The organism is Komagataeibacter sp. FXV3 (assembly GCF_015155755.1).
In the GTDB taxonomy this organism is placed as follows: domain Bacteria; phylum Pseudomonadota; class Alphaproteobacteria; order Acetobacterales; family Acetobacteraceae; genus Komagataeibacter.
In genome coordinates this window covers 1-20,817 of the sequence record NZ_VWPI01000040.1, presented here as the reverse complement: position 1 = coordinate 20,817, position 20,817 = coordinate 1, and the positions used below count along the sequence as shown (strand labels likewise).

The following is a 20,817-nucleotide window of genomic DNA, read 5'->3' as shown; positions in this document are numbered from 1 at the left end:
CGCCCCCTTCGCCCAGCCCCAGCGCCATGGGCAGCATGCCGATGACCATGGCCAGCGCCGTCATGATGACGGGCCGCAGGCGGGTGCTGCCCGCCATCAGCGCCGCCCTGACCGCATCCCCATGTTCCGCCAGCTGTTCGCGGCAGAAGGTGATGACCAGGATGGAATTGGCCGTCGCGACCCCCATGCACATGATTGCCCCCGTCAGCGCGGGAACGGAAAGCGGGGTATGCGTCGCAAACAGCATCCAGCATATGCCCGCCAGCGCGCCCGGCAGCGCAAGTACGACAATGCACGGATCGGTCCAGCTCTGGAAATTGATCACGATCAGCAGGTAGATCAGCACGATCGCGCCTAGCAGGCCAAATCCCATGCCGGAAAAGGCGGTTGTCATGGCCTGGTACTGACCGCGCAGCGCGACCGTGACGGTTTCGGGCCGGTCATGTTCAAGATGGCGCAGGGCCGCCTGCACGTCCGTGGCGATGGCGCCCAGATCGCGCCCGTCGCCGCCTGCAAACACATCGACCAGCGGGCGGATGTTATACTGTGCCTCCACCGGGGATGTCGTGCCGCGCGTAATCGTGCCAAGGGCGCCAAGCACCTGCAGCCGGTCGGTTGAAACCCCGGTTACCGGCAGGCCGATGATATCCGCCAGTGAACCGATGCGGTATTCGGGCATCTGCACCGCGATGGGGTATGTGACCATGCTGTGCGGGTCCAGCCAGTACAGCGGGGCGGTCTGTACGGTCCCGGCAATGGATGTGGCGATGGAGGTGGTGACATCACCTTCCGTCAGGCCAAGCTGGTTGATGCGGGTGCGGTCCACCTCAAAGCGCAGTTCGGGGTAATGGGCGGGCTGCTGGATGCGGGCGTCAACCAGGCCGTCAATATGGCGTATGGCGCGCAGTATGCGGCCGGCAAACTGCCGCGTTTCATCGGGGTTGGGGCCGGATACCTGAATGTCGATCGGGGCCGGCGCGCCGAAATTGAGGATCTGGGTCGTGATGTCCGATGGCAGGAAGGCAAAGCTGGCCTCGGGGAAGGCCCGGGGCAGTTCGCGGCGCAGGTTGCGGATGTAGCGTTCGGTCGGGTGATGGTTTTCCTTCAGGGCGACAAGGATATCCCCGTCCTGCGGCCCGATGGTGCCCGATGCGTTATAGGCGGTATTGATGGCGCTGGTGGGCAGGCCGATATTGTCGGCAATGGACTCGACCTCGTCTGCGGGAACCTGCTGGCGGATCTGCTTTTCGATCCGCTGGAACAGGGCCGATGTCTCCTCTATGCGCAGGCCTGTGGGGCCACGCACGTGCAGGGTCATCGTGCCCGCATCGACCTGCGGAAAGAAATTGCGGCCAAGGAACGGAAGCAGCCCCATGCTCAGCACGGCAAAGCACACGAAGCCGGCCACGAACCGGCCGCGATGGTCCAGAATGCTTTCCAAAAGCGCGCTGTAGCGCCCGCGCAGCGCTGCGAAACGTCGCTCGAAACCGTGCTGGAAGCGCGTGAGGACATTCTCCCCGTGCGGCCTTGCCGCCTCATGCGGGCGCAGCAGGAACATGGCCATGGTCGGCACGAGCGTGCGCGACAGGATGAAGGACATGACCATGGCAAACATGACCGACAGCGCCATCGGCACGAACAGGAAGCCCGCCACGCCGGGCAGGTAGAACATCGGCACGAACACGATGCAGATACAGACCAGCGACAGGAAGGCCGGGACGATGATTTCCCCCGATCCGTCTATGATGGCGGCATGGACATCCTTGCCCATTTCCAGGTGGCGCTCGATATTCTCGATCGTGACCGTGGCCTCATCCACCAGAATGCCTACGGCCAGGGCAAGGCCGCCCAGCGTCATGACATTCAGTGTCTCGCCCAGCGCGGACAGGGCCGCAATCGCCCCCATGACCGATAACGGGATGGAGGTCGCCACAATAAGCGTGGACCGCCATGAACCAAGGAACAGCAGGATCATGAGGCTGGTCAGCCCCGCCGCGATCGCGCCTTCGCGCATCACCCCGTCCACGGCGGCGCGGACAAACAGCGACTGGTCATTGACGGGCCTGAGCCTGAGCTGTTTTGGCAGGCCACGTGTCGCATCGGGCAGCATCGCCTTGACCCCCGCCACGATGGCGATGGTGGATGTGGCGCCCGATTTCAGCACGGTCATCAGCGCCGAGCGCTGGCCATCCACATGCACCACGTTCTGCTGGGGCATGGACCCGTCACGCACATGGGCGACATCGCCCACGCGCACCACCGCGCCATTGACCGTGCGCACGGGCAGCATGTTGAGCAGTCCGACCGAAAGGGGCGCGTTGTTCAGCCTGAAATTATACTGGTATTCCCCGATTTTTACGAAACCCGCGGGGGTGATCTGTGTCTGGGTGGTCAGGGCGTTGCCCACGTCCTGTGCCGAGACACCGCGCGACTGCAGCTTGCCGGGGTCAAGGTCCATCTGGATCTGGCGCACCTTCCCGCCATAGGGATAGGGAATGGCGGCCCCCGGCACCGTGACCAGCCGGTTGCGGATGAAGTTGAAGCCGTAATCATAAAGCTGCTGTTCGGTCATGCCCTCGCCCGACAGGGCAAGCTGCACGATCGGCACGGTGGAGGCATTGTAATTCAGGATCAGCGGCGGGGTGGTGCCAATGGGAAGCTGGCGCAGGATGGTCTGGGCAATGGCGGTGACCTGCGTATTGGCGATGCGGATATCGGTGCCGGGCTGGAAGAAGACCTTTACCACCCCGATGCCTGTCAGCGACTGTCCCTCGATATGTTCGATATTGTTGACCGTCGTGGTCAGCGTGCGCTGGAATGGGAGTACGATGCGCCCGGACATGTCCTGTGGTGAGAGATTGCTGTAGGTCCACGCCACCGCAATGACGGGAATGCCGATATCGGGAAAGATGTCTTCCGGTGTGCGGATGGCGGAGAGTACACCGGCTATGGCGATCAGGATGGCCATCACGACAAATGTATAGGGACGGGCAAGCGCCAGCTGAACAATTGCATTCATGCCACCTGCCTGTTTCCTGTCGGCTATGATGCCCTGTGGTTCATGGGATGTCCGACTTCAGATAACGGCTGCGGCGCGGGCCGGTTTGTGGCGCGGGATAGATAATTTTGTATCAGGGCGCGGTATCCGGCGGTGCACGCGGGTTCCGCGTGGTGGGAAGTCATGTATCGCTTGCGGGAAAAGTGGTGCGTGCAGGACGACACTGTCTGAAACGGCATCTGGCCGGGTTGGATCGTGGTCAGAAGCATGGACGGACTGTTCCCTGCCGACCGGGTCAATCCGCCCAATAAAAAGGGGTGGCCTGGCTTATTTCTGGCAATCAAGGCATATCTTGCCGAAATGCCGGTTACTTTCCTGATACCTGAAAGCGTCCACAATATTTTCCAGCGGGAATATACGGTCAATGACGGGCCGGATGGCGTTGCTGTCAAATGCCTTTACCATTGCCTGCTGATCTGCCCGGCACCCGACCAGAACGCCTTGCAGGCAGAACTGCTTCAGCAACATCGGTACAATTTCCAGTTGACCTGAAACCCCGCTCAGAATGCCGATGGTGGAAATATGTCCCCCCACCCTTATGGCTTCTATTGACTGTTCAAGGGTCCTGGCACCGCCGACTTCAATAATATGGTCGACCCCTGTCCCGCCGGTCAGGTCCCATGCCGTTTTACCCCATGCGGGATCGTTGCGGTAATTGATCAGGTGATCGGCCCCAAGTTCGCGCAGGCGTTCAAGTTTTTCGTCACTGGAGGAGGTGGCGATAACTGTCGCCCCAGCCATTTTGGCAAACTGAAGCGCAAATATCGATACACCACCCGTTCCCTGAACCAGTACGGTACTGCCAGGCCTGACCTGGTCATCGACAAACAGGGAACGCCATGCGGTCAGGCCCGCCGTGGTCAGTGTCGCGGCCTCGGCATGGGTCCAGCCGCGCGGGGCATGCGTAAATGAGGTCGCGGACGCCGTGACTTCTTCACGCGCATAGCCATCAACCCCATCACCCGGTACCGTCGTAAATCCGATCACCTGCGGTGCGCCAGCAAGCCAGGTAGGAAAGAAAGTGCTGACCACCCTGTCGCCGGGTACGAATTCCGTAACACCCGCGCCAACCTCAACCACTTCGCCAGCCCCGTCCGCCATGGGAATACGCGCAACAGTCGGCCCCCACATGCCGCTTACAACGGCATAATCATGGTAATTGAGGGATGAGGCATGCAGCTTTACCCTGATTTCACCCCTTGCAGGCGCCCTTGCCGCCTGTTCCGTGATGGTTACGTTTTCAAAACCACCAGGGGGCTGCACCACTATTGTCCTGACCATGACCGGTTTTTCCTTTCTGTTCTCATGACCGGGATATCAGAGACAGCGGATCATTTCCAACGTCAGGCCATGGCATGAAATCTTATGCAGAACACATCTTTATTTCCCTGTATTGCCAGAAATTTTCCCGATCCATCACGAAATGCCACTGCCGTGCCGGGAACCAGCTTCATCTCAGGACTGTCACGCAGGCCGCATCATGCGGCAGGGCCATGCCGTGGGCTTCATGGTAGCGTGAAGCAAATGCTTCCCGCTCCAGCCTCTCGCAATAATCAAGATAGCGGATCAATGCCCGTTCGGCGCGCATCGTGCGTCCATAGAGCCGTTTGTAATGCTGCCACAGCATCATGACGTTGACCGACCAGGCATCATAGGCATGTGCTGCTACCCGTTGGCGGATTGCGGCGGGCAGCGCGTCGAATGCGGCCCAGTCATCCCCCGCATACCGCCGCCACATCTCGTGGCGTAATGTCCGCTCGTTATCTGCCTTCACCTTACGCATCCGCCATTTCTCCCTGTTCCCAGGCCGGGAACGGGTCAGGCAGATGGGCGAACGGCAGCGGATTGAACTGCTCGACATCAAAGTCGGGTACAAGACAGGCATCCAGAACCGCGGCAATGCCGGCATCGTCCATTTCTGCCGTGCCGATAAATACGATTTCCTGCCGGCGGTCCCCATAAACCGGGTCCCATTTCGACAGGATCAGGTCGCGCCATTCATCGCTGTCCGGCCAATGGTCTTTTGGTATCGTCACCCACCAGCGTCCCATGGCCTGCGTGCGGACCAGGGCACCGGCCTGCCCCAGTTCGCCCACCCATTGCGGGCGGGTCGCCAGCCAGAAATGGCCCTTCGCCCGGATCACGCCCGGCCATGCGGAGTCGATAAAGGCCTTGAAGCGTTCGGGCACCAAGGGGCGGCGGGCACGCCAGACAAAGGTGTGGATGCCATATTCCTCGGTTTCGGGAACATGGTTGTGGAATTCGAACAGTTCCTTGTACCACAGCGGGTGCTTGTGCGCCCGGTCGTAATCGAAGCGGTGTGTATCCAGAATGCGCGCGCAGGGCACGATACCCTGATCCGTTTCGATAATATCCGCATCGGCGTTAAGGGCCTGGATGACCTGCCGCGCGGTCTCGCGCTGTGCCGCGGTTGCACTTGAGACCTTGTTCAGGACCACCACATCCGCGAACTCGATCTGCTCGACCAGCAGGTCAACCAGCGCCCTGTCGTCCCCCTCGCCCGCCGTCTCGCCCCGGTCGCGCAGGAAATCTGTCGAGGCGTAGTCTTTCAGCAGGTTGACGGCGTCAACCACCGTTACCATCGTGTCGAGCCGCGCGATATCGGACAGGCTTTCGCCCGCCTCGTCACGAAACTCGAATGTCGCCGCAACCGGAAGGGGTTCCGCAATCCCCGTTGATTCAATCAGGAGGTAATCGAAGCGTCCCTCCTCCGCAAGCCGCCGTACTTCGTGCAGCAGGTCATCGCGCAACGTGCAGCAGATGCAGCCATTGCTCATTTCCACGAGCGTTTCGTTCGTTCGGGACAGGTTGCTGCCGTCGCGCACCAGGTCCGCGTCAATGTTCACGTCGCTCATGTCATTGACGATCACCGCGACTTTTCGCCCCTCGCGGTTATTGAGCACGTGGTTGAGAAGCGTCGTCTTTCCAGCTCCCAGAAAGCCGGAAAGAACCGTTACCGGAAGTCTTTCGTGCATGACGGACACCATTCATTCGGTTGCGATCCATCAAGCCTATATGCAATGTTATAATATAACAATCCCTGAAGGGCTTCGAAATGAGACAGGCCTGCCCCGACCCGCCAGCATTCCGCCATGCCGGCGCCGTTCCGGAACATCGACACAAGCGCCTGTTTCATCATTCAGGAAGGATGTCAGGCAGGCAGTAATATCCGTGCGATGAGAAACAGCCTGATTCGGTTGCTGTCATGGCCCCGATCACTGATGACCTCTTCTGTGTCACCCATGTCTGTGGGTGCGGGATTCCGGTCATCTGAAACGCGTATGGATGGACCGGATGATACGGATTGTGGAATATGCGGCAACGGATTTCTGGTACTACAGTTGCATTTTGTTTTGTTCGTTAATTGTTCATGGATCCTATACTTTACAGAAGGTTCGAATTTCAGGCTGTCTACGGCGAGAAAAACCGCAATTTTTTCGTTTTTCTGGCCCGGAAATAAACTGCAACTGTAATGCTAACCACAACCGATCGGACCTAGATCATGATGATGACCGGCAGGGCACTCCCGCCGGGCGCGTGACCTGCCGGATCGGTGAAATGACCGGGGGCATGAATGCCACCTCAGGCTTTTCCCCCCGTCACGACACGACGTGTCCGATCCCCCCTATTGCAATCAATGACCCAAGGGCCGGTCAGCCGAAATGCTGAACTGTTGGCGGACCGGGCGCATGCCCGTCATGGCTGACCCGTTCGGCAAGATCGCTCCACAGGCGCGCCATCATCAGATTGATGTCGGAAGTAACCGAAAACGGGGACTGCGATCGCGCCAGCGGGGACAGCGACATGCGTTCCCCGATCACGAAATGCCCGTGTGAAAACAGCCGGGCGGAAATCGCCCCCTGCTGCCCCTGACCGATGGGGCGCGTGACAAAAATATGCATGTGGGGCGACGGGTCGGCAACCATGCTGAAGGCATGCAGTTCCGCCTGGCCAGACGGGCAGGCCACGCCCTGCAGCACGGCGTCACGCAGTACGGAATGGGGATAGCCGCCATACATGCCGTCCACATGCAGGCGGATGCCCTGACCTACGGTCATGCATACGCCCTCTGTTCCGCTTGCTGCCCGGGCGGCCTGTGCTGTCATGACGACAGCGCAGACGGCATACACGGTGGCCAGGAATATCTTTCGCATGACTGCGTCTGTTCCCCATCATACATAAAGCCTGCGTCATCATGATGATGACATCCTGACGTATAACAGGAAAACCTGACGCGAACCTGAATATATGGCCTGTGGGCAGGAATTTGCATGAAATTATATTATGAAAATGATTATCATTTCAATAAAGCGGAATATTCAGGGCGAATGGTGGAGTTCATTATTTTTTCGTAATCACCTGCCCCGCCGGGTTACAGGCCACGCGCCAGACCATGCGGGTTGCCGGCGGCAGGGGCGTCGGGAGAAAAATGATCTTCCAGGTGTCCTTCCAGCTTTTCCAGCGACATGCCTTTCGTTTCCGGCAGGAACCGTGCCACGAACATCAGGGAAACCAGGTTGATCGCGGCAAAGGCGAAGAAGGTCGATGCGCCAATCCAGTGCAGGGCCGCGGGGAACAGGAACGAAACCGTGGCATTGAAAACCCACTGTGCGGCAACGCTAAGCCCGGTCAGGATACCGCGGGCGCGCATCGGGAACAGTTCCGACATCAGCAGCCAGTAAAGGGGGGAGACCATCATCTGGATGAACAGCAGGGCCAGAAGGATGAAGCCCAGCGCCACCATGCTCTGCATGGGTGATCCCGCCATGAACAGCAGCGTCGCCCCCAGCCCCAGATGCGCGCACACGACACCGGCAAGACCACCCAGAAGCGTGAAACGGCGCGGAAACCGCCCGATCATCCATATCCCCAGAAAGGTCGCGATGACGGCTACGACACCCGCGCCGATTGTCGCGGTCAGGGCCGCCTGGGTGCCCAGGCCGGTCTGGCGCAGGATGATCGGCGTAAAATACATGAAGGCATTCACGCCGGTGAACTGGGCGGAAAACCCCAGCCCGATCCCGACCAGCAGCAGGCGCCGGATCCAGACCGTGCCCATGGCCTCGCGCCAGCCCATCTGGTCGGATTCCTCGTTCACCTGTGCTTTGATTTCCCCCATTTCCCTGCTGACCTGCCGGTCGGTCGAGCGGATGAGTTCAAGCACCTGCCGCGCTTCTTCGGTCCGTCCACGGCTGGCCAGCCAGCGTGGGGAGCGCGGCACGAACACCAGGCCAAGCCCCAGCAGGAAGGCCGGGACCGCCGCAATCGCAAGCATGGTGCGCCAGATATCATTGGCACCCGAAAACCGCGCCAGCAGGGCGCTGAGGACATAGGCGGCCAACTGTCCGGTCACGATCATCATCTCGTTCTGGCTGACCAGCCGGCCACGCCTGCCGGGAGGCGCCATTTCCGAAATGAACATCGGGACAAGGGCGGACGCGCCGCCCACGGCAAAGCCGAGTATGGCGCGCATCACCACCATGACCGGGACCGTTGGGGCCTGTGACGTGCCGATCGCGCCGATCATGAAGATGACGGACAACCCCATGAGACTGTCGCGTCGCCCCACCCGGTCCGCGATGATGCCGCACAGCAGCGAGCCTATGGCCGCCCCCAGCACCAGTGCGGACGTCACCAGTCCCTCGGTCAACGGGGTCAGGCCCAGACCGCCCTGTGTGGAAGGAAGCTGCATGAACGGCAGCGCGCCCGCAATCACCCCTGTATCATAGCCGAATGCGAGCGCACCCATCGTGACAACCACGACAATTTTCGTAACCAGCTTCTGCGCGTCTGTAAGCGTTTTCATTCATGCATCCACAGTCTTTCGACCGTGTTCCCCTGAAAGGACGGGCACGGAAAGCTGTCCTTTTCTTTCGTGCCATGAAACCAGAAAACACCTGGCGCACCTGTCGGGTTGCATAATCTCTGAAATGTCAGGAAATCTGTCTGCTCCGTTTCCTGTTGTGCTTTGTCATTTCTGTCGCGCCAGGTGGAGCGGGTCGCTGATACTGGTCCTATTCCCCAGACAGTGCCCACTGCATTGCGGCCGGCATGAAATAATATTTGCTGCGCCGGTTTCCGCCTGTGCCCCCTGCCCCGCCGTGCTGGCGGCTAGTCCACGATGTGCGTGTCCCGTGTGTTGTTTCCGGGCTGTGTTCCGGCAACGGGAAACAGGGCGCGGCAGGCGGGGCGCAACTGTTCACGGTGGGCCTGCAGGCAGGCTGCAATTTTTTTCTTGTTGGGAATGTCCGTGCCGCAGAACCTGAACGCATCTTTTTCACACGCATGCGCTTCGCGCGCGCGTGTTGTCCCGGCGGCCAGGCACGTATTCATTCCCGATAAAAGCAGGGCGCACGCCCCTGATGTATTGATGAATACTGTCATGATCCTGTGTATCTGTGTTCTTTTGGCCATGAATGTCCCCTTTTCATGCATATCGATCCGATCCGTGCCGGCCGTGTACGCGGCGTACCGGCACTGTTCCGACCCCATATAAACGGTACGGTATCGTTCAGCAACGGATGGAAACGGGTTCAGGTCATGATTGATGACCGGGCATGGGACCGTGGCGCGGGTGACGGATGGGCCGCCTTGGTCACGGGGTGCGCATTGCGGGGGCGTTCCTGTCATCTTTCATCTGGCCCTGCATGAACATCAGCATGCGTTGCGGGCATCACTTTCCGTGCTGGTGGGCATGAAGTATGGTGCCCCGCTGAAAGCGTGGCCGGTCATGAAAAATTATGGTATATCCTTATTTATTACAGGTGAAATATGAATAGACTGATATTTTCCATGTTTGTATTACTGGCCGGTGCTTCAACCGCGCAGGCCCAGGATGCCGGGACACAGGAAACACCAGAGCAGTTTGCGCAGCGCACCGGCCGGGACATTGCCAATAGTGAATTTGCCACACCTGCCGATGCACAGGAAGTGCAGTCGCAGGGTGCGCTGGAATACATGGGGCGCAGATGTAATGAGGCGTTCCGGACAAATGTCGCATTAAGACAGCCATGCATCGATGCCGCGACCGATCAGGACATGAAAAACTTCATGGCCGCGCAGCAGGCGGCCAAGGCGGCGGCGTCGCCCGCGGCACAGGCCCCGCCTGTAACACCGGTTTACAGTATCATTGACGTGATTGCTGCCGGAAATTCCATCATAGGCAAGCATATCCAGGTCAATGGCCGCGGATCATGTGTCCTGAGCGACAATGTCTGCGTCATATCGACAGAGGCCGCGCTGGAATCCAGTACGGCCGGTGATTATCAGTATCTGGGGTTCAGCGTAAAGGATGTCGCTGATGGAAGCGACCTGCGCAAGGCGATCGTCAAGTGTTCCGACATGACGCATGACATATGCAACATGCAGGTTGTCGGGTCCATTGTCAGTAAACAGGACAAGACTTTTATCATGTCGCCTGAATCCCTTTATATCATGGCCCCGGCCAATGTTGAATGATGCCCTGACACAGACAGGACCGGGTATGAAAGGCCCGGCCCTGTTCCCCCTTTACGTCACGAGACCTTGGGCGCGCCCAGCTTTCCGGTCAGGAACTGTGCCTCCCCATTGCCAAATGACCAGTCGGCATCCGTGTTTTCAACGTAGTTGACCATGACATCGCTGGCGGCGATGCCACACTTCGTGGTCAGGGCCTCGGTCAGCAGGCGGTAGAACGCGGTTTTTTCATCAACCGTGCGCGGGCGCGTGGTGACCGATATGATCATGACATCATCGGTACGCGCAATGCCCAGTCCGGTATCCTCAATGCGCACGCGGCTTTTCCTGTGTTCATATATGATCTGGTACCGGTCACGCGGCGGCACGCCGAAAGCGTCCAGCATCGCCTGGTGGGCAGCGTCCAGTATGGCGGTCAGTTCCTTCTCGGAACGGCCTTCGAGCATGTCAAAACGGATAAGAGGCATGTAAGCAATCCCTGTTTCAGGCGACAGGCAACCCCGCCATGGGATGGGTGTGGACGCGGTCCGTGGTCAATCACGGCCTGCGATCCCTGCCCCATGTCGAAGCCTGCCTTTGCAATATCGCCTGGATCATAGGAAAGTTCTTGGTGAAGCGCTGCGCAGGCAGCCTGTCATGAAGGGACCGCGCTATTCCTCCACCGGCGTGCCGGGCTGCATGTCATGGCAGGTTTCAACCAGCGGGAAGCGTTTGCCCAGGTTTTCGTCATATCTGCGGGTCCATGCGGCATCCATCTGTTTGCGCTGCATTTCGATATTCTGTCTGGGTTCAACATTGCGATAGGTGTCAATCGTGCCTTCGATCACGCCAATCGTGGTGTCAACGACCGGTTTGATGTCAAACTGCCTGTAGGGATAGGCAATGCGTTCGTAATCGAACAGATTGTCCGAAAGGCTTTTGTTCCAGCTTTTCCATGAATCAAAGATACGGTCATTGAAACCGGTCAGGAACGGGCCGGGATTGACGGTCGCCACAGCAATACCGAATTCCTGCAATTCCTTGCCCAGTGCTTCCGCGATGGCCTCGATGGCATGTTTCGATGCGGAATAGGCCCCGGTAAACGGGTCCGAGGTCAGCCCCGCGCACGACGACATGAAAACGATCTTCCCCGCCCTGCGTGCCGCCATGCGCCTGGCGATGGCCTGTGTCAGCATGACCGGTCCGACCACGTTGACCTCGAACTGCCTGCGCAGGTGGGCTTCGGGTATGTCAACCATGGAGCCGCCTTCCCCGATGCCCGCGTTGTTGAGGAGTACGTCAACATCCAGCAGGCTGAACCGCGCGCGATCCGCCGCATCGGTCACATCCAGTTTTTCAACCTGCACGACCACGCCGCGCTGTTCGGCTTCATGTTCCAGCTGGAAGATCTGGGACGGGATTTCAACACCCGCGATAACGGTCCATTGCCGTGCCGCCAGCCGCAGGGCGATTTCCCTGCCAAATCCTGTTCCGGCACCGGTGATAAGGACGGTCCTGTTCATGGTGGCCACTCCGTTTCATGCATGGGGTCGTCGTGCCGTGCCGCGCGGGATGCGCGGTGGCCTGTGCATGATGGTTAATGGTCCAGTGGGCGGATGGTTTGATAAAAAGCGGGGGTGCCACCTGCTGCCCCCCGTACTTTTTGCTGTTCCTGCAGGCGTTTTCCGGCAGCAATCCGCAACCCGGCGGCCGGGGCCATGGTCCCGATCACATTGCTGTCCGTGTTGTTGTGCCTGCGCGGATTCAGGCGGTCATGACTGGCTGCCTTCGTCTTTTTTCCTGACCATTGCGGGCATGAGCAGCCGGGGCTGGCGCGCCCATGCCGCAAGATCGGTGGCCGACATGGGGCGGGCGAACAGGTAGCCCTGCAGCACGTCGCAATGCAGGCTTTCCAGCAGGTCGTACTGGGCTTCCGTCTCCACCCCTTCGGTCACGACCGTCATGCCCAGCCGGTTGCCAATACCGATCACGGCAGTGGTGACGGCCTGCGCATTCGGGTCGGTTTCAAGGTTCATGATGAAGCTGCGGTCGATCTTGATTTCCGTCAGCGGCAGGCGTGTCAGCCGCGACAGGCTGGAAAAACCGGTGCCGAAGTCATCCATGGACAGGCCGACGCCCAGCTTGCGGATGGAGGCGAGGACATTCATCGTCTCCTCGCTTTCCTCCATCATCACGCTTTCGGTTATTTCCACCGTCAGGCGTTCGGGCGCCAGCCCGTATGTTTCCAGCAGTCCCGCGATCATCGGCACAAGGCCACGGTTGTGGAAATGGGCCGCTGACAGGTTGACCGACACGACGGGTATGTGCACGCCCTCGCTTTCCCAACGGGTAAGCTGACGGCAGGCTTCCTCCAGCGACCACCGGCCGATGGCCTCGATCTGTCCCGTCTCCTCCGCCACGGCAATGAAGCGGGAGGGAAAGATGTTGCCCAGCGTGGGATGGTTCCACCGCGCCAGTGCTTCCACGCCATAGATCTCCCCCGTGCGGGCTTCGACCTGTGGCTGGTAATGCAGGTTGAGCAGGCCCTTGGACAGGGAATCCCGCAGCGCGCTGCCCAGTACCAGCCGGTCCTGCGCGTCCTTGCTGTCAATCGTGCTGACCAGGCGGTAGCTGCCGCGCGCTTCCTTCTTGGCCTGCCGCATGGCTATTTCGGCATGGCTGATCAGGGATTCACCATCCGGCCCGTTTTCGGGGAAGGTCGCGATCCCGGTGCTGAAGGACGCGGAAATCTGGTTGCCCGCGACATCCAGCGGTTGCTGCATGGCGGTGATGATGGTTTTGGTGAAATCGACCGCCATGTCCGGTGTGGCGTTGGGTATGACGATGACAAAGTCATCCCCGCCCGCGCGTGAGAGGACATAGTTGCTGCGACACAGTTTCTTCAGCCGTTCGGCAATGGCCTTCAGGAACGTATCCCCCTGCACATGCCCCAGCGCGTCATTGATGTCACGGAAGCGGTCAAGGTCCATCAGCAGCACGGCAAAGCGGTTGTCGCCCGGCTGGCTGATCATGGATTTCAGCACCTTGTGCAGCGAACTGCGGTTGAGGAAGCCGGTCAGCGGGTCATAATTGGCCAACTGGGATATATGCTGGCGTGCCTCGTACTGCTCGATCACAACGCCACAGAACGGTACGGCCCCGGATACGATCTTTTGGGGCCAGTCCGCCACCTTGTGCTGGTTGCGCGAATACAGCGCCAGAATGCCCGATATCTTGCCAGTGGGCGCCTTGATGGCCGAAGCCCAGCAGTCATTCAGCCCGAGCGAGATCCCGACCGAACGATAGCTTTCCCACACGACCGAACTGGCTTCATCCAGATCATTGGCCAGCGCGGCAATATCGGCATCCGTCAGCGTCATGTGTTCCAGCGCCGTGGCAAAACGGCGCGGCAGGCCCGACCCGGACAGGATCTGCAGCGTATTTTCCGGCGTCAGCAGCATGAGCACGGCGACGGAATTGGGCACGAATTCCTCCACGCCATCACACACCAGGTCGGCCACGTCCTGTATCAGCATGTCCCCCGAAAGGGAGCGGAAGACCGTATTCTGCAGGTCCAGCAGCTTCCTGCGATGGCTTTCTTCGGTCACGCCCTTCATGAAGGCCATGTAATACCGTTTTTTATCCGGACCAATCAGCGCGGTGGAAATCGACATCTCGGCCGAGACGTAATCCCCGTTCTTGCTTTCAAACGTGATCTCACGCGATGTGCCGACAATGCGGTTGATGCCCGTTTCGCGGTTATGCGCGATGAAGCCGTCATGTTTGCCGCGGTATTCCATCGGCACCAGGCATTTGACATTGCGGCCCATGACTTCCGCCGCGGTATAGTCCCACAGCTTTTCCGCCGCCTGGTTGAAAAAGACGATGCAGTTGCGGTCATCGATAATGATGACGCCGTCACGTGCCTGCTGCAGCATGTCCACGCAGATGTCGGAATTGACGTTTTCTTCCGTTACCGGAAAAACTTCCTTTCCCATCTCTCTCTCTCCTTTATTTATTATGAATATGTAAAATATTATGGTCTTTTATTACTTTATTGCTTCGTAATCCGGTCCCGCACCCATGGCCCCAGTTCGGTGGCTGTCAACGGGCGGGAGAAAAGGTGCCCCTGCATCACATCGCAATGCAGGTGTTCAAGCAGGGTCTTCTGGCTTTCGGTTTCGACACCGCCGCCTGCCACCGTCATGCCCAGCATGCCGCCCATGCCGATCACTGCCGTGGTCATGGCCTGCGCATTGGCGTCGTGTTCAAGGTTGGCGATGAAGCTGTGGTCGATCCTGATCTCGCTCAGCGGCAGGCGGGCAAGGCGCGACAGGCTGGAAGACCCCGTGCCGAAATCATCCATGGACAGGCCGACGCCCAGTGCGCGGATGGCATGCAGCACCGCCATCGTATCCGCATCGTCATCCATCATGACCTGTTCGGTCAGTCCCACCGTCAGGCGCTGTGGCGCAAGCTGGCAGGTTTCCAGCATGCCGGCGATCATTTCCGGCAGATGGCGCTTGCGCAGCAGCCCGGCAGACAGGTTGACCGCCACGGCGGGCACATGGATGGCGTCACGGTCCCATGCGCTGATCTGGCGGCATGCGGCCTCCAGCGCCCAGGTGCCGATGGTGTCGATCTGGCCGGTGTCTTCCGCCACGGCAATGAAGCGGGCGGGAAAGATGTTGCCCAGATGCGGATGGTGCCACCGTGGCAGTGCCTCCACGCCATACAGGTGCCCGGACCGCGTCCTGAGCTGTGGCTGGTAATGCAGGTGCAGCAGGCCGCGCTGCAGGGTTTCGCGCATCGCCCTGCCCGGAAGCAGCCGTTCGCGCGCCGCATCATGCCGCGCCGGTGTCGCGATACGGTATGTGCCCGGTGCGTCCTTCTTGGCCTGCCGCATGGCGGTTTCCGCCAGCCCGATCAGGGATTCACTGTCCGGCCCCGTATGGGGAAACATGCTGATGCCTGCACTGACGGACGGCACGATGTAATTGCCCCTGATCTCAACCGGCTGCGTCAGTCCCTTCAGCAGGGTCGTGACGAATGCGACCGCGGTATCGGGCTGCGTGTCGGGCAGTATGATGATGAATTCATCGGCGCTGGACCGGCTGAGGACATAACTGTCGGGGCTGAGCGTGCGCATGCGGGTGGCCAGCGCCCGCAGCAGCAGGTCGCCATTGCCATGCCCCAATGCTTCATTGATGTCGCGGAACCGGTCGACATTCAACAGCAGCACGGCAAAATGGTTGTCCCCCGGCTGCCCGACCAGTCTGGCAAGGACATCATGTGCGGCCGAACGGTTGAGGAAGCCGGTCAGCGGATCGTAACTGGCCAGTTGCGCAATATGCTGACGGGCTTCGTACTGTTCGATCACCGCGCCGCAGAACGGCACGCACCCGCTGACAATCCTGTCCGGCCCGTCTGGCTTTTGATCGGGATTGCGTGAAAACAGGCCGAAAATACCCGTCACCGCCCCATCTGGCGACACAATGGCCGAAGCACGGCAGTGGTGCAGTCCCAGAGAACGGCCCAGCGAGGAATAGCTTTTCCATACCAGCGTCCCCGCATGGGCCGGGTTGCGGGCAAGGGCTGCGATATCGGCATCCGACAGGGTGATGTTTTCCACCGCCGCGGCATAGCGCCGGGGGAAACCGGCACCCGACAGGACGCGCAGGCGGCGGTCCTTTTCCACCAGTATCAGCACGGCAACGGTATCGGGAACGAATGTTTCCGTTTCGCGGCAGATCAGGTCGCCAATGTCCCGCACGCTCATGTCGCTCGAAAGGGCACGGAAGACCGTATTCTGCAGGGCCTGCAGGTTCCTGCGGTGGCTTTCCTCGGGCATGCCCTTGATGGTGGCCAGGTAGTATTTGCGCAGGTCAGGCCGCAGCGTGATCATGGACAGGGCCAGTTCACCCGCCACGTATTCCCCTGCCCGGTTTTCAAACCGGATCTCACGCGATGTGCCGATAATGGTATTGATGCCGGTGCTGCGGTTTCGTTCGACAAAGGCATCGTGTTCATCACGCATGCCGGCGGGCAGCAGCATGTTCACGTTATACCCGATCACCTCGGACTGGGTATATCCCCACAGCTTTTCGGCCGCTGCATTGAAAAAGACGATCCGGTTACGTTCATCAATCACCACAACGCCATCCGTGGCGCCATGCAGGACCTGCAGCGCATTTGTTCCGGACAGGGAATGATATGGTTTTGAAAAAAGGGATGCGTTCTGTTTCATGTTCGTGACTGTCTGCTAACGATACCGGAATAGTCTTATTTTCTGACAGTAAAGCAGATTTCGTTTTTATCGCCCGCCATGTAATGACGGACGTAAAGGCTGCCACAACCATCGTCTGTGGCAATGGACTGGCTGTTTTCTTCAGACAGGCCACAGACATTGCCCCGCAGCCTGACCACCGCCCATGTATTGCAGTCCAGTTTGGTCTGTGCGCCACTCAGCAGGCCGATCAGGGTAATATCCGTATCGGCATCGTGCGTGACGGTCAGGCGGGCGACACCCCTGAAGGTAATGGATACGGTGGTGTCGCCAATTTCGTCATTCGGGGTGACATCAATCAGCAGCAGGCCGGAATCATCTGATTTGGGGCCAAGGACCAGCCTGCCCCCGCCCGTCGCCGCCGTGACGCGCACCCACAGGATATGGAGTGCGCCCGTGCTGTCGAATTCCATCGTGCCGCCGCGCAGGACATAGTCACGCTGACAGGTGCGGGCAATATCGGCCAGCGATTTCCGCAGCCATGTGCCCGCTCCGACCACCTGCCGTTCCGAAGCATTGGCATAACTGCCGAACATGGATGCATCCTGTGCAACTTTCATCAGGGTATGGCGCAGGACAAACAGACCACCACGAATTTCCTGATCCAATTCAGTATCGGGCAGGTCGGGAACTCTGTCTGTCCGGCGCCTCATAAAGTCTGATATCCCATTTCGCAGAAGTTTAAGATTTTAGAGAAGTGGTATTCTAAATACTATTTACCATCCGTTAACGCAACATATTTTGTCATACATATATAAATGCGTTTTTAGTTGAATACTGGGAATATATTCCTTAGATTTCCATTGTTCTGTACGAGAAAAAGCGAACTTATGTGGAACTATTATGATAACGGCTGTTCACATTGGCCTTTTTTGATTACCATAGCTGATTGAAATTCAATTCTGATTTGATGATAGAATGCTGATCGGTTATGCGCGTGTAAGTACGGATGAATGCACCCTTGACGTTCAAGTGTGGCATTTGCATGACGCAGGCTGTGAAGCGGTTTATGAAGATTCCCTGCTGGAAGATGAAAAGAAGCGGCCCGCGCTGCATCGCCTTCTGCAGGATGTCACGAAGGGCGATGTCGTCATCGTGTACCGGCTCGACCGGCTTGCGCGATCGACGCAGCACCTGCTGGAAATTGCGGAATCCCTGCGGCGCAGGGATGTCGGGCTACGCTCCATCTGTGAACCGTGGATGGATACGACATCGTCCGAAGGCCGCATTGTCATGACGGTATTTGCGGGCATAGCCGATTTTGAACGTGCCCTGATCCGTGAACGTACGGCGATGGGCCGCCTGAACGCCCGTCAGCGTGGCATTCATATGGGGCGTCCGGCCAAACTCGACCCGGCGGAAAGTGCCGCTATATATAGAATGGTCACGCAGGATGGCCTGCCGGTTGCGGAAGTGGCGGATCGGTTCAATGTGCACAAGGCCACCATCTACCGCGTAATTTCCAAATACCGCAGCAGGGAAAGCTGAATTCCATGTCCATATTTTATGGGCTGGATCAATGTCCGGTCCGCCTCATTAAGGCATGGCATCCCGCCTGTCTTGGTGGGGACTGTCTGAAAACAGAATACTGATAAATAAAATTTGCCAGATGTCGCCTTTTTAAAGACTGTTTGAAAAGTCGGATCATGACAGGCACCTGAAAGCCGAAGGAAGTTTTTGGTGAAGCTTTTTCCAAAAAGCTTCGGAAGAACGCCGCCTTTTTGAAAAAAGACGGCATCCGGAACTTTTTAGTAACGTATTGTTTTCAAACAGTCTCTTGTCAAAAGGCGACCTTTTCCAACACGCCCTCAGGGAATGTAGCGCCCGGCCCGCAGGCGTTCGAACAGGTCGAAGAAGGAATCAGGCGTGTACTGATATCCGGTAAAGCCCAGCCTGCGGCTCAGGCTCATATCGGTCACGCATTCAACGGGACGGCCAAGGTCGGCATCGGTATGCCATGCCGATGCAAGCCGGCCCAGCACGGCGTCCCGCAGGCCATGGCGCCGTGCGATATCGGCCCATTGCGGTCCCTTGTCCGCCAGCATGTGTTCCAGTGATGTGGCGTGGCCGGGATACGGGGCGGGATCAATACCGAACCATGCCGCCAGTTCCCCCCACAGCCATTTCCAGCGGAACACGTCGCCATTGACGACATTGAACGCCCGGTTGCGCCCGGCGGGGCTGGTGGCGGCCCACAGGATCTGGCTGGCCAGCTGGCGGGCGTCGGTCACGTCCGTCAGGCCCTCCCACTGTACGGGCGAGCCGGGAAAGACGAAGGGCAGCCCCGTCTCGCGGCACAGCGTGGCATAGGCCGCCAGCGTCGTGCCCATGTTCATGAGGTTGCCGATCGCATACCCGATAACCGTATGCGGGCGGTGCACCGTCCATGCAATGCCCAGCCGCTCGGCGGCCTCGAACAGGACATCTTCCTGGCTGTAATAGAAATTTTCCGCTGGCAGACGTGGCATGGTCTCGCGGAACGGTGTCTGTGGCGGGTTGCCCCGTGCATAGGCTTCGAACGGGCCAAGGTAATGTTTCAGCCCGGTCACCAGACTGGCATGTACCAGCGCGTGCGGACGTGGCAGGGTAGCGAACACGTTGCGGACCATCGCGCTGTTGACGATGCAGTTTTCGCGTTCGCTTTCGCGGCGGGTCCATGTGGTGAAAAACACATGCGTCGGCACGATACCGCCCAGCGCCGTGCGCAGGCTGTCCGGGTCCAGCGCGTCGGCCGCGACGGGCATGATGGTGGCGGGCAGGTTTTCCGCCCGCCGCGCCAGGCCGTAAACACTCCAGCCCTCCGCGACCAGACGGTTGGCAAGGTTCTGGCCGACAATACCGGTCGCACCGATGACAAGCGCCCTGTGGGACATTGTGATCCTCCATGGATGGGTGTGGGCTTCACACGCTGTTGGCAAACGCCATAAAAGGCAATCCGGCACCTTTTCGTGCCCTGGTCACCTGAACGTTCCCATAAGGCCGCCCATGGATATCGCCCCCCTGCCCGACGCCTACCGCCACGCACCCTTTGCGCAGGACTGCGCGCCGCGCCGCCTGCTGCGCCTGTTTTCAGGCAAATGGACCACCATGATCATGCATACGCTGCACCTGATGGATGGCGTATCGCGCCCGGGGCAGTTGCAACGTGCCCTGCCCGGCCTGTCGAAGAAGATGATGACCCAGACCCTGCGCGACCTTGAACGCATGGGGCTGGTGGAACGCGCGATCATGCAGGTCATGCCGCCGGTGGTCGAATACCGGCTGACACAACTGGGGCGGCAGTTTGTCGAACCGCTGGAGATGCTCTACCGCTGGGGCGCGCAGCATGCGGACCTGCTGGATCAGGTGGACCGCAACATGGCCACGGCACAGGCGCGCGACGCGCCCTGATACGGTTTCACGCCGCCAGCATGCCGTGGGGGTCAAGCACGAATTTCTTCGCCGCCCCCCGGTCAAAATCACGATATCCCTGCGGCGCGTCCTCCAGCGGGATGACAGTCGCGTTGACAATGTCGGCAGTGGGCAGCCGCCCGTGCAGGATGGCGTTCATAAGACGCGCATTGTAGCGCAGCACCGGCGTCTGGCCGGTGTGGAATTCAAGGCTCTTGGCCCATCCCTGCCCGAAGCGCAGGATCAGGTTGCCCGTCCTGGCCGCTTCATCCGCCCCGCCGGGGTCTTCGGTTACATACAGCCCCGGAATCCCGACCGACCCGACGGGCCGGGTCACCTCCATGGCCTGGTTCAGCACGATGGCGGGTCTGGCGTTGCCGCCATATCCCTTTGCCTCGAAGCCAACCGCGTCGATGAAGCTGTCCACCTCCGGCGTGCCTGCAATCTGGGCCACCATGTCCCCCAGCCGGTCATGCTGGCGCAAATCAACGGGTTCGAACCCTACCTTGCGGGCGTGGGCCAGGCGTTCTTCATTCAGGTCGCCCACCATCACCACCGCAGCCCCCAGGATGCGCGCGGATGCCGCCGCCGCCATGCCCACCGGCCCGGCCCCCGCAACATAGACCAC

The 20,817-nt window shown here is 59.5% G+C and carries 17 protein-coding genes; 3 read left to right on the top strand and 14 right to left on the bottom strand.

All coding sequences use genetic code 11. The features are described from left to right. The 7 genes from F1542_RS03790 to F1542_RS03760 all read right to left on the bottom strand — a co-directional run. Positions 1–3,019, bottom strand: a 3,019-nt coding sequence (locus tag F1542_RS03790) for an efflux RND transporter permease subunit (RefSeq protein WP_193731895.1), incomplete at its 3' end; no start/stop codon positions are given. A 306-nt stretch (positions 3,020–3,325) separates the two neighbouring features. Then, positions 3,326–4,339, bottom strand: coding sequence for an NAD(P)-dependent alcohol dehydrogenase (locus tag F1542_RS03785; RefSeq protein ID WP_193731894.1), 1,014 nt, complete (start codon positions 4,337–4,339; stop codon positions 3,326–3,328). A gap of 169 nt (positions 4,340–4,508) precedes the next feature. Then, a complete protein-coding gene (locus F1542_RS03780; RefSeq protein ID WP_193731893.1) occupies positions 4,509–4,841 on the bottom strand; it encodes a DUF6525 family protein in 333 nt (110 codons plus the stop codon). Further along, positions 4,834–6,066: a GTP-binding protein gene (locus F1542_RS03775; protein WP_193731892.1), complete on the bottom strand. Its 1,233-nt coding sequence runs from the start codon at positions 6,064–6,066 to the stop codon at positions 4,834–4,836. The genes F1542_RS03780 and F1542_RS03775 overlap by 8 nt, the downstream gene beginning before the upstream one ends. 666 nt (positions 6,067–6,732) lie before the next feature. After that, on the bottom strand, positions 6,733–7,137 hold the full coding sequence (locus F1542_RS03770; protein WP_193731896.1) for a hypothetical protein: 405 nt from the start codon (positions 7,135–7,137) through the stop codon (positions 6,733–6,735). Positions 7,138–7,451: 314 nt separating this feature from the next. After that, on the bottom strand, positions 7,452–8,885 hold the full coding sequence (locus F1542_RS03765) for a sugar porter family MFS transporter (RefSeq protein WP_193731891.1): 1,434 nt from the start codon (positions 8,883–8,885) through the stop codon (positions 7,452–7,454). A gap of 305 nt (positions 8,886–9,190) precedes the next feature. Then, positions 9,191–9,463 carry a hypothetical protein gene (locus F1542_RS03760; RefSeq protein WP_193731890.1) on the bottom strand — a complete coding sequence of 91 codons (273 nt, stop codon included), beginning with the start codon at positions 9,461–9,463 and terminating at the stop codon, positions 9,191–9,193. A gap of 408 nt (positions 9,464–9,871) precedes the next feature. Here F1542_RS03760 and F1542_RS03755 point away from each other — a divergent pair, with 408 nt between their 5' ends. Continuing rightward, entirely contained in the window at positions 9,872–10,537 is a 666-nt protein-coding gene (locus F1542_RS03755) for a hypothetical protein (RefSeq protein WP_193731889.1), read from the top strand. 56 nt (positions 10,538–10,593) lie between these two features. Here the strand turns inward: F1542_RS03755 and F1542_RS03750 are convergent, their stop codons facing one another. The 5 genes from F1542_RS03750 to F1542_RS03730 form a co-directional block, all read right to left on the bottom strand. Beyond that, positions 10,594–11,001 (bottom strand): tautomerase family protein, encoded by a 408-nt coding sequence (locus F1542_RS03750; RefSeq protein ID WP_193731888.1) that lies wholly within the window; start codon positions 10,999–11,001, stop codon positions 10,594–10,596. A gap of 183 nt (positions 11,002–11,184) precedes the next feature. Further along, a complete protein-coding gene (locus F1542_RS03745) occupies positions 11,185–12,036 on the bottom strand; it encodes an SDR family oxidoreductase (RefSeq protein WP_193731887.1) in 852 nt (283 codons plus the stop codon). A gap of 249 nt (positions 12,037–12,285) precedes the next feature. Beyond that, entirely contained in the window at positions 12,286–14,511 is a 2,226-nt protein-coding gene (locus F1542_RS03740) for an EAL domain-containing protein (protein WP_193731886.1), read from the bottom strand. A 56-nt stretch (positions 14,512–14,567) separates the two neighbouring features. Continuing rightward, a complete protein-coding gene (locus F1542_RS03735; protein ID WP_193731885.1) occupies positions 14,568–16,760 on the bottom strand; it encodes an EAL domain-containing protein in 2,193 nt (730 codons plus the stop codon). Between the two features lie 35 nt (positions 16,761–16,795). Next, positions 16,796–17,452: a hypothetical protein gene (locus F1542_RS03730; protein ID WP_193731884.1), complete on the bottom strand. Its 657-nt coding sequence runs from the start codon at positions 17,450–17,452 to the stop codon at positions 16,796–16,798. Positions 17,453–17,717: 265 nt separating this feature from the next. Between F1542_RS03730 and F1542_RS03725 the strand changes: the two genes are divergently transcribed. Further along, positions 17,718–18,287, top strand: a complete 570-nt coding sequence (locus F1542_RS03725; protein WP_193731883.1) for a recombinase family protein — start codon at positions 17,718–17,720, stop codon at positions 18,285–18,287. A gap of 320 nt (positions 18,288–18,607) precedes the next feature. On the opposite strand, the gene F1542_RS03720 is transcribed toward F1542_RS03725, so the two are convergent. Further along, on the bottom strand, positions 18,608–19,672 hold the full coding sequence (locus F1542_RS03720; protein ID WP_193731882.1) for an SDR family oxidoreductase: 1,065 nt from the start codon (positions 19,670–19,672) through the stop codon (positions 18,608–18,610). A 112-nt stretch (positions 19,673–19,784) separates the two neighbouring features. Between F1542_RS03720 and F1542_RS03715 the strand changes: the two genes are divergently transcribed. Then, the gene (locus tag F1542_RS03715; RefSeq protein ID WP_193731881.1) at positions 19,785–20,189 is read left to right on the top strand and encodes a helix-turn-helix domain-containing protein; all 405 of its coding nucleotides are present in this window, start codon (positions 19,785–19,787) and stop codon (positions 20,187–20,189) included. A gap of 7 nt (positions 20,190–20,196) precedes the next feature. Here the strand turns inward: F1542_RS03715 and F1542_RS03710 are convergent. Continuing rightward, a partial coding sequence (locus F1542_RS03710; RefSeq protein WP_193731880.1) for a zinc-binding dehydrogenase occupies positions 20,197–20,817 on the bottom strand: 621 nt, incomplete at its 5' end.

Bases quoted from the DNA above. Each gene is read 5' to 3' on its own strand.
- F1542_RS03785 (WP_193731894.1), bottom strand. From the start codon at position 4,339: ATGGTCAGGACAATAGTGGTGCAGCCCCCTGGTGGTTTTGAAAACGTA.
- F1542_RS03780 (WP_193731893.1), bottom strand. From the start codon at position 4,841: ATGCGTAAGGTGAAGGCAGATAACGAGCGGACATTACGCCACGAGATG.
- F1542_RS03775 (WP_193731892.1), bottom strand. From the start codon at position 6,066: ATGGTGTCCGTCATGCACGAAAGACTTCCGGTAACGGTTCTTTCCGGC.
- F1542_RS03770 (WP_193731896.1), bottom strand. From the start codon at position 7,137: ATGACCGTAGGTCAGGGCATCCGCCTGCATGTGGACGGCATGTATGGC.
- F1542_RS03765 (WP_193731891.1), bottom strand. From the start codon at position 8,885: ATGAAAACGCTTACAGACGCGCAGAAGCTGGTTACGAAAATTGTCGTG.
- F1542_RS03760 (WP_193731890.1), bottom strand. From the start codon at position 9,463: ATGACAGTATTCATCAATACATCAGGGGCGTGCGCCCTGCTTTTATCG.
- F1542_RS03755 (WP_193731889.1), top strand. From the start codon at position 9,872: ATGTTTGTATTACTGGCCGGTGCTTCAACCGCGCAGGCCCAGGATGCC.
- F1542_RS03750 (WP_193731888.1), bottom strand. From the start codon at position 11,001: ATGCCTCTTATCCGTTTTGACATGCTCGAAGGCCGTTCCGAGAAGGAA.
- F1542_RS03745 (WP_193731887.1), bottom strand. From the start codon at position 12,036: ATGAACAGGACCGTCCTTATCACCGGTGCCGGAACAGGATTTGGCAGG.
- F1542_RS03740 (WP_193731886.1), bottom strand. From the start codon at position 14,511: ATGGGAAAGGAAGTTTTTCCGGTAACGGAAGAAAACGTCAATTCCGAC.
- F1542_RS03735 (WP_193731885.1), bottom strand. From the start codon at position 16,760: ATGAAACAGAACGCATCCCTTTTTTCAAAACCATATCATTCCCTGTCC.
- F1542_RS03730 (WP_193731884.1), bottom strand. From the start codon at position 17,452: ATGAGGCGCCGGACAGACAGAGTTCCCGACCTGCCCGATACTGAATTG.
- F1542_RS03725 (WP_193731883.1), top strand. From the start codon at position 17,718: ATGCTGATCGGTTATGCGCGTGTAAGTACGGATGAATGCACCCTTGAC.
- F1542_RS03720 (WP_193731882.1), bottom strand. From the start codon at position 19,672: ATGTCCCACAGGGCGCTTGTCATCGGTGCGACCGGTATTGTCGGCCAG.
- F1542_RS03715 (WP_193731881.1), top strand. From the start codon at position 19,785: ATGGATATCGCCCCCCTGCCCGACGCCTACCGCCACGCACCCTTTGCG.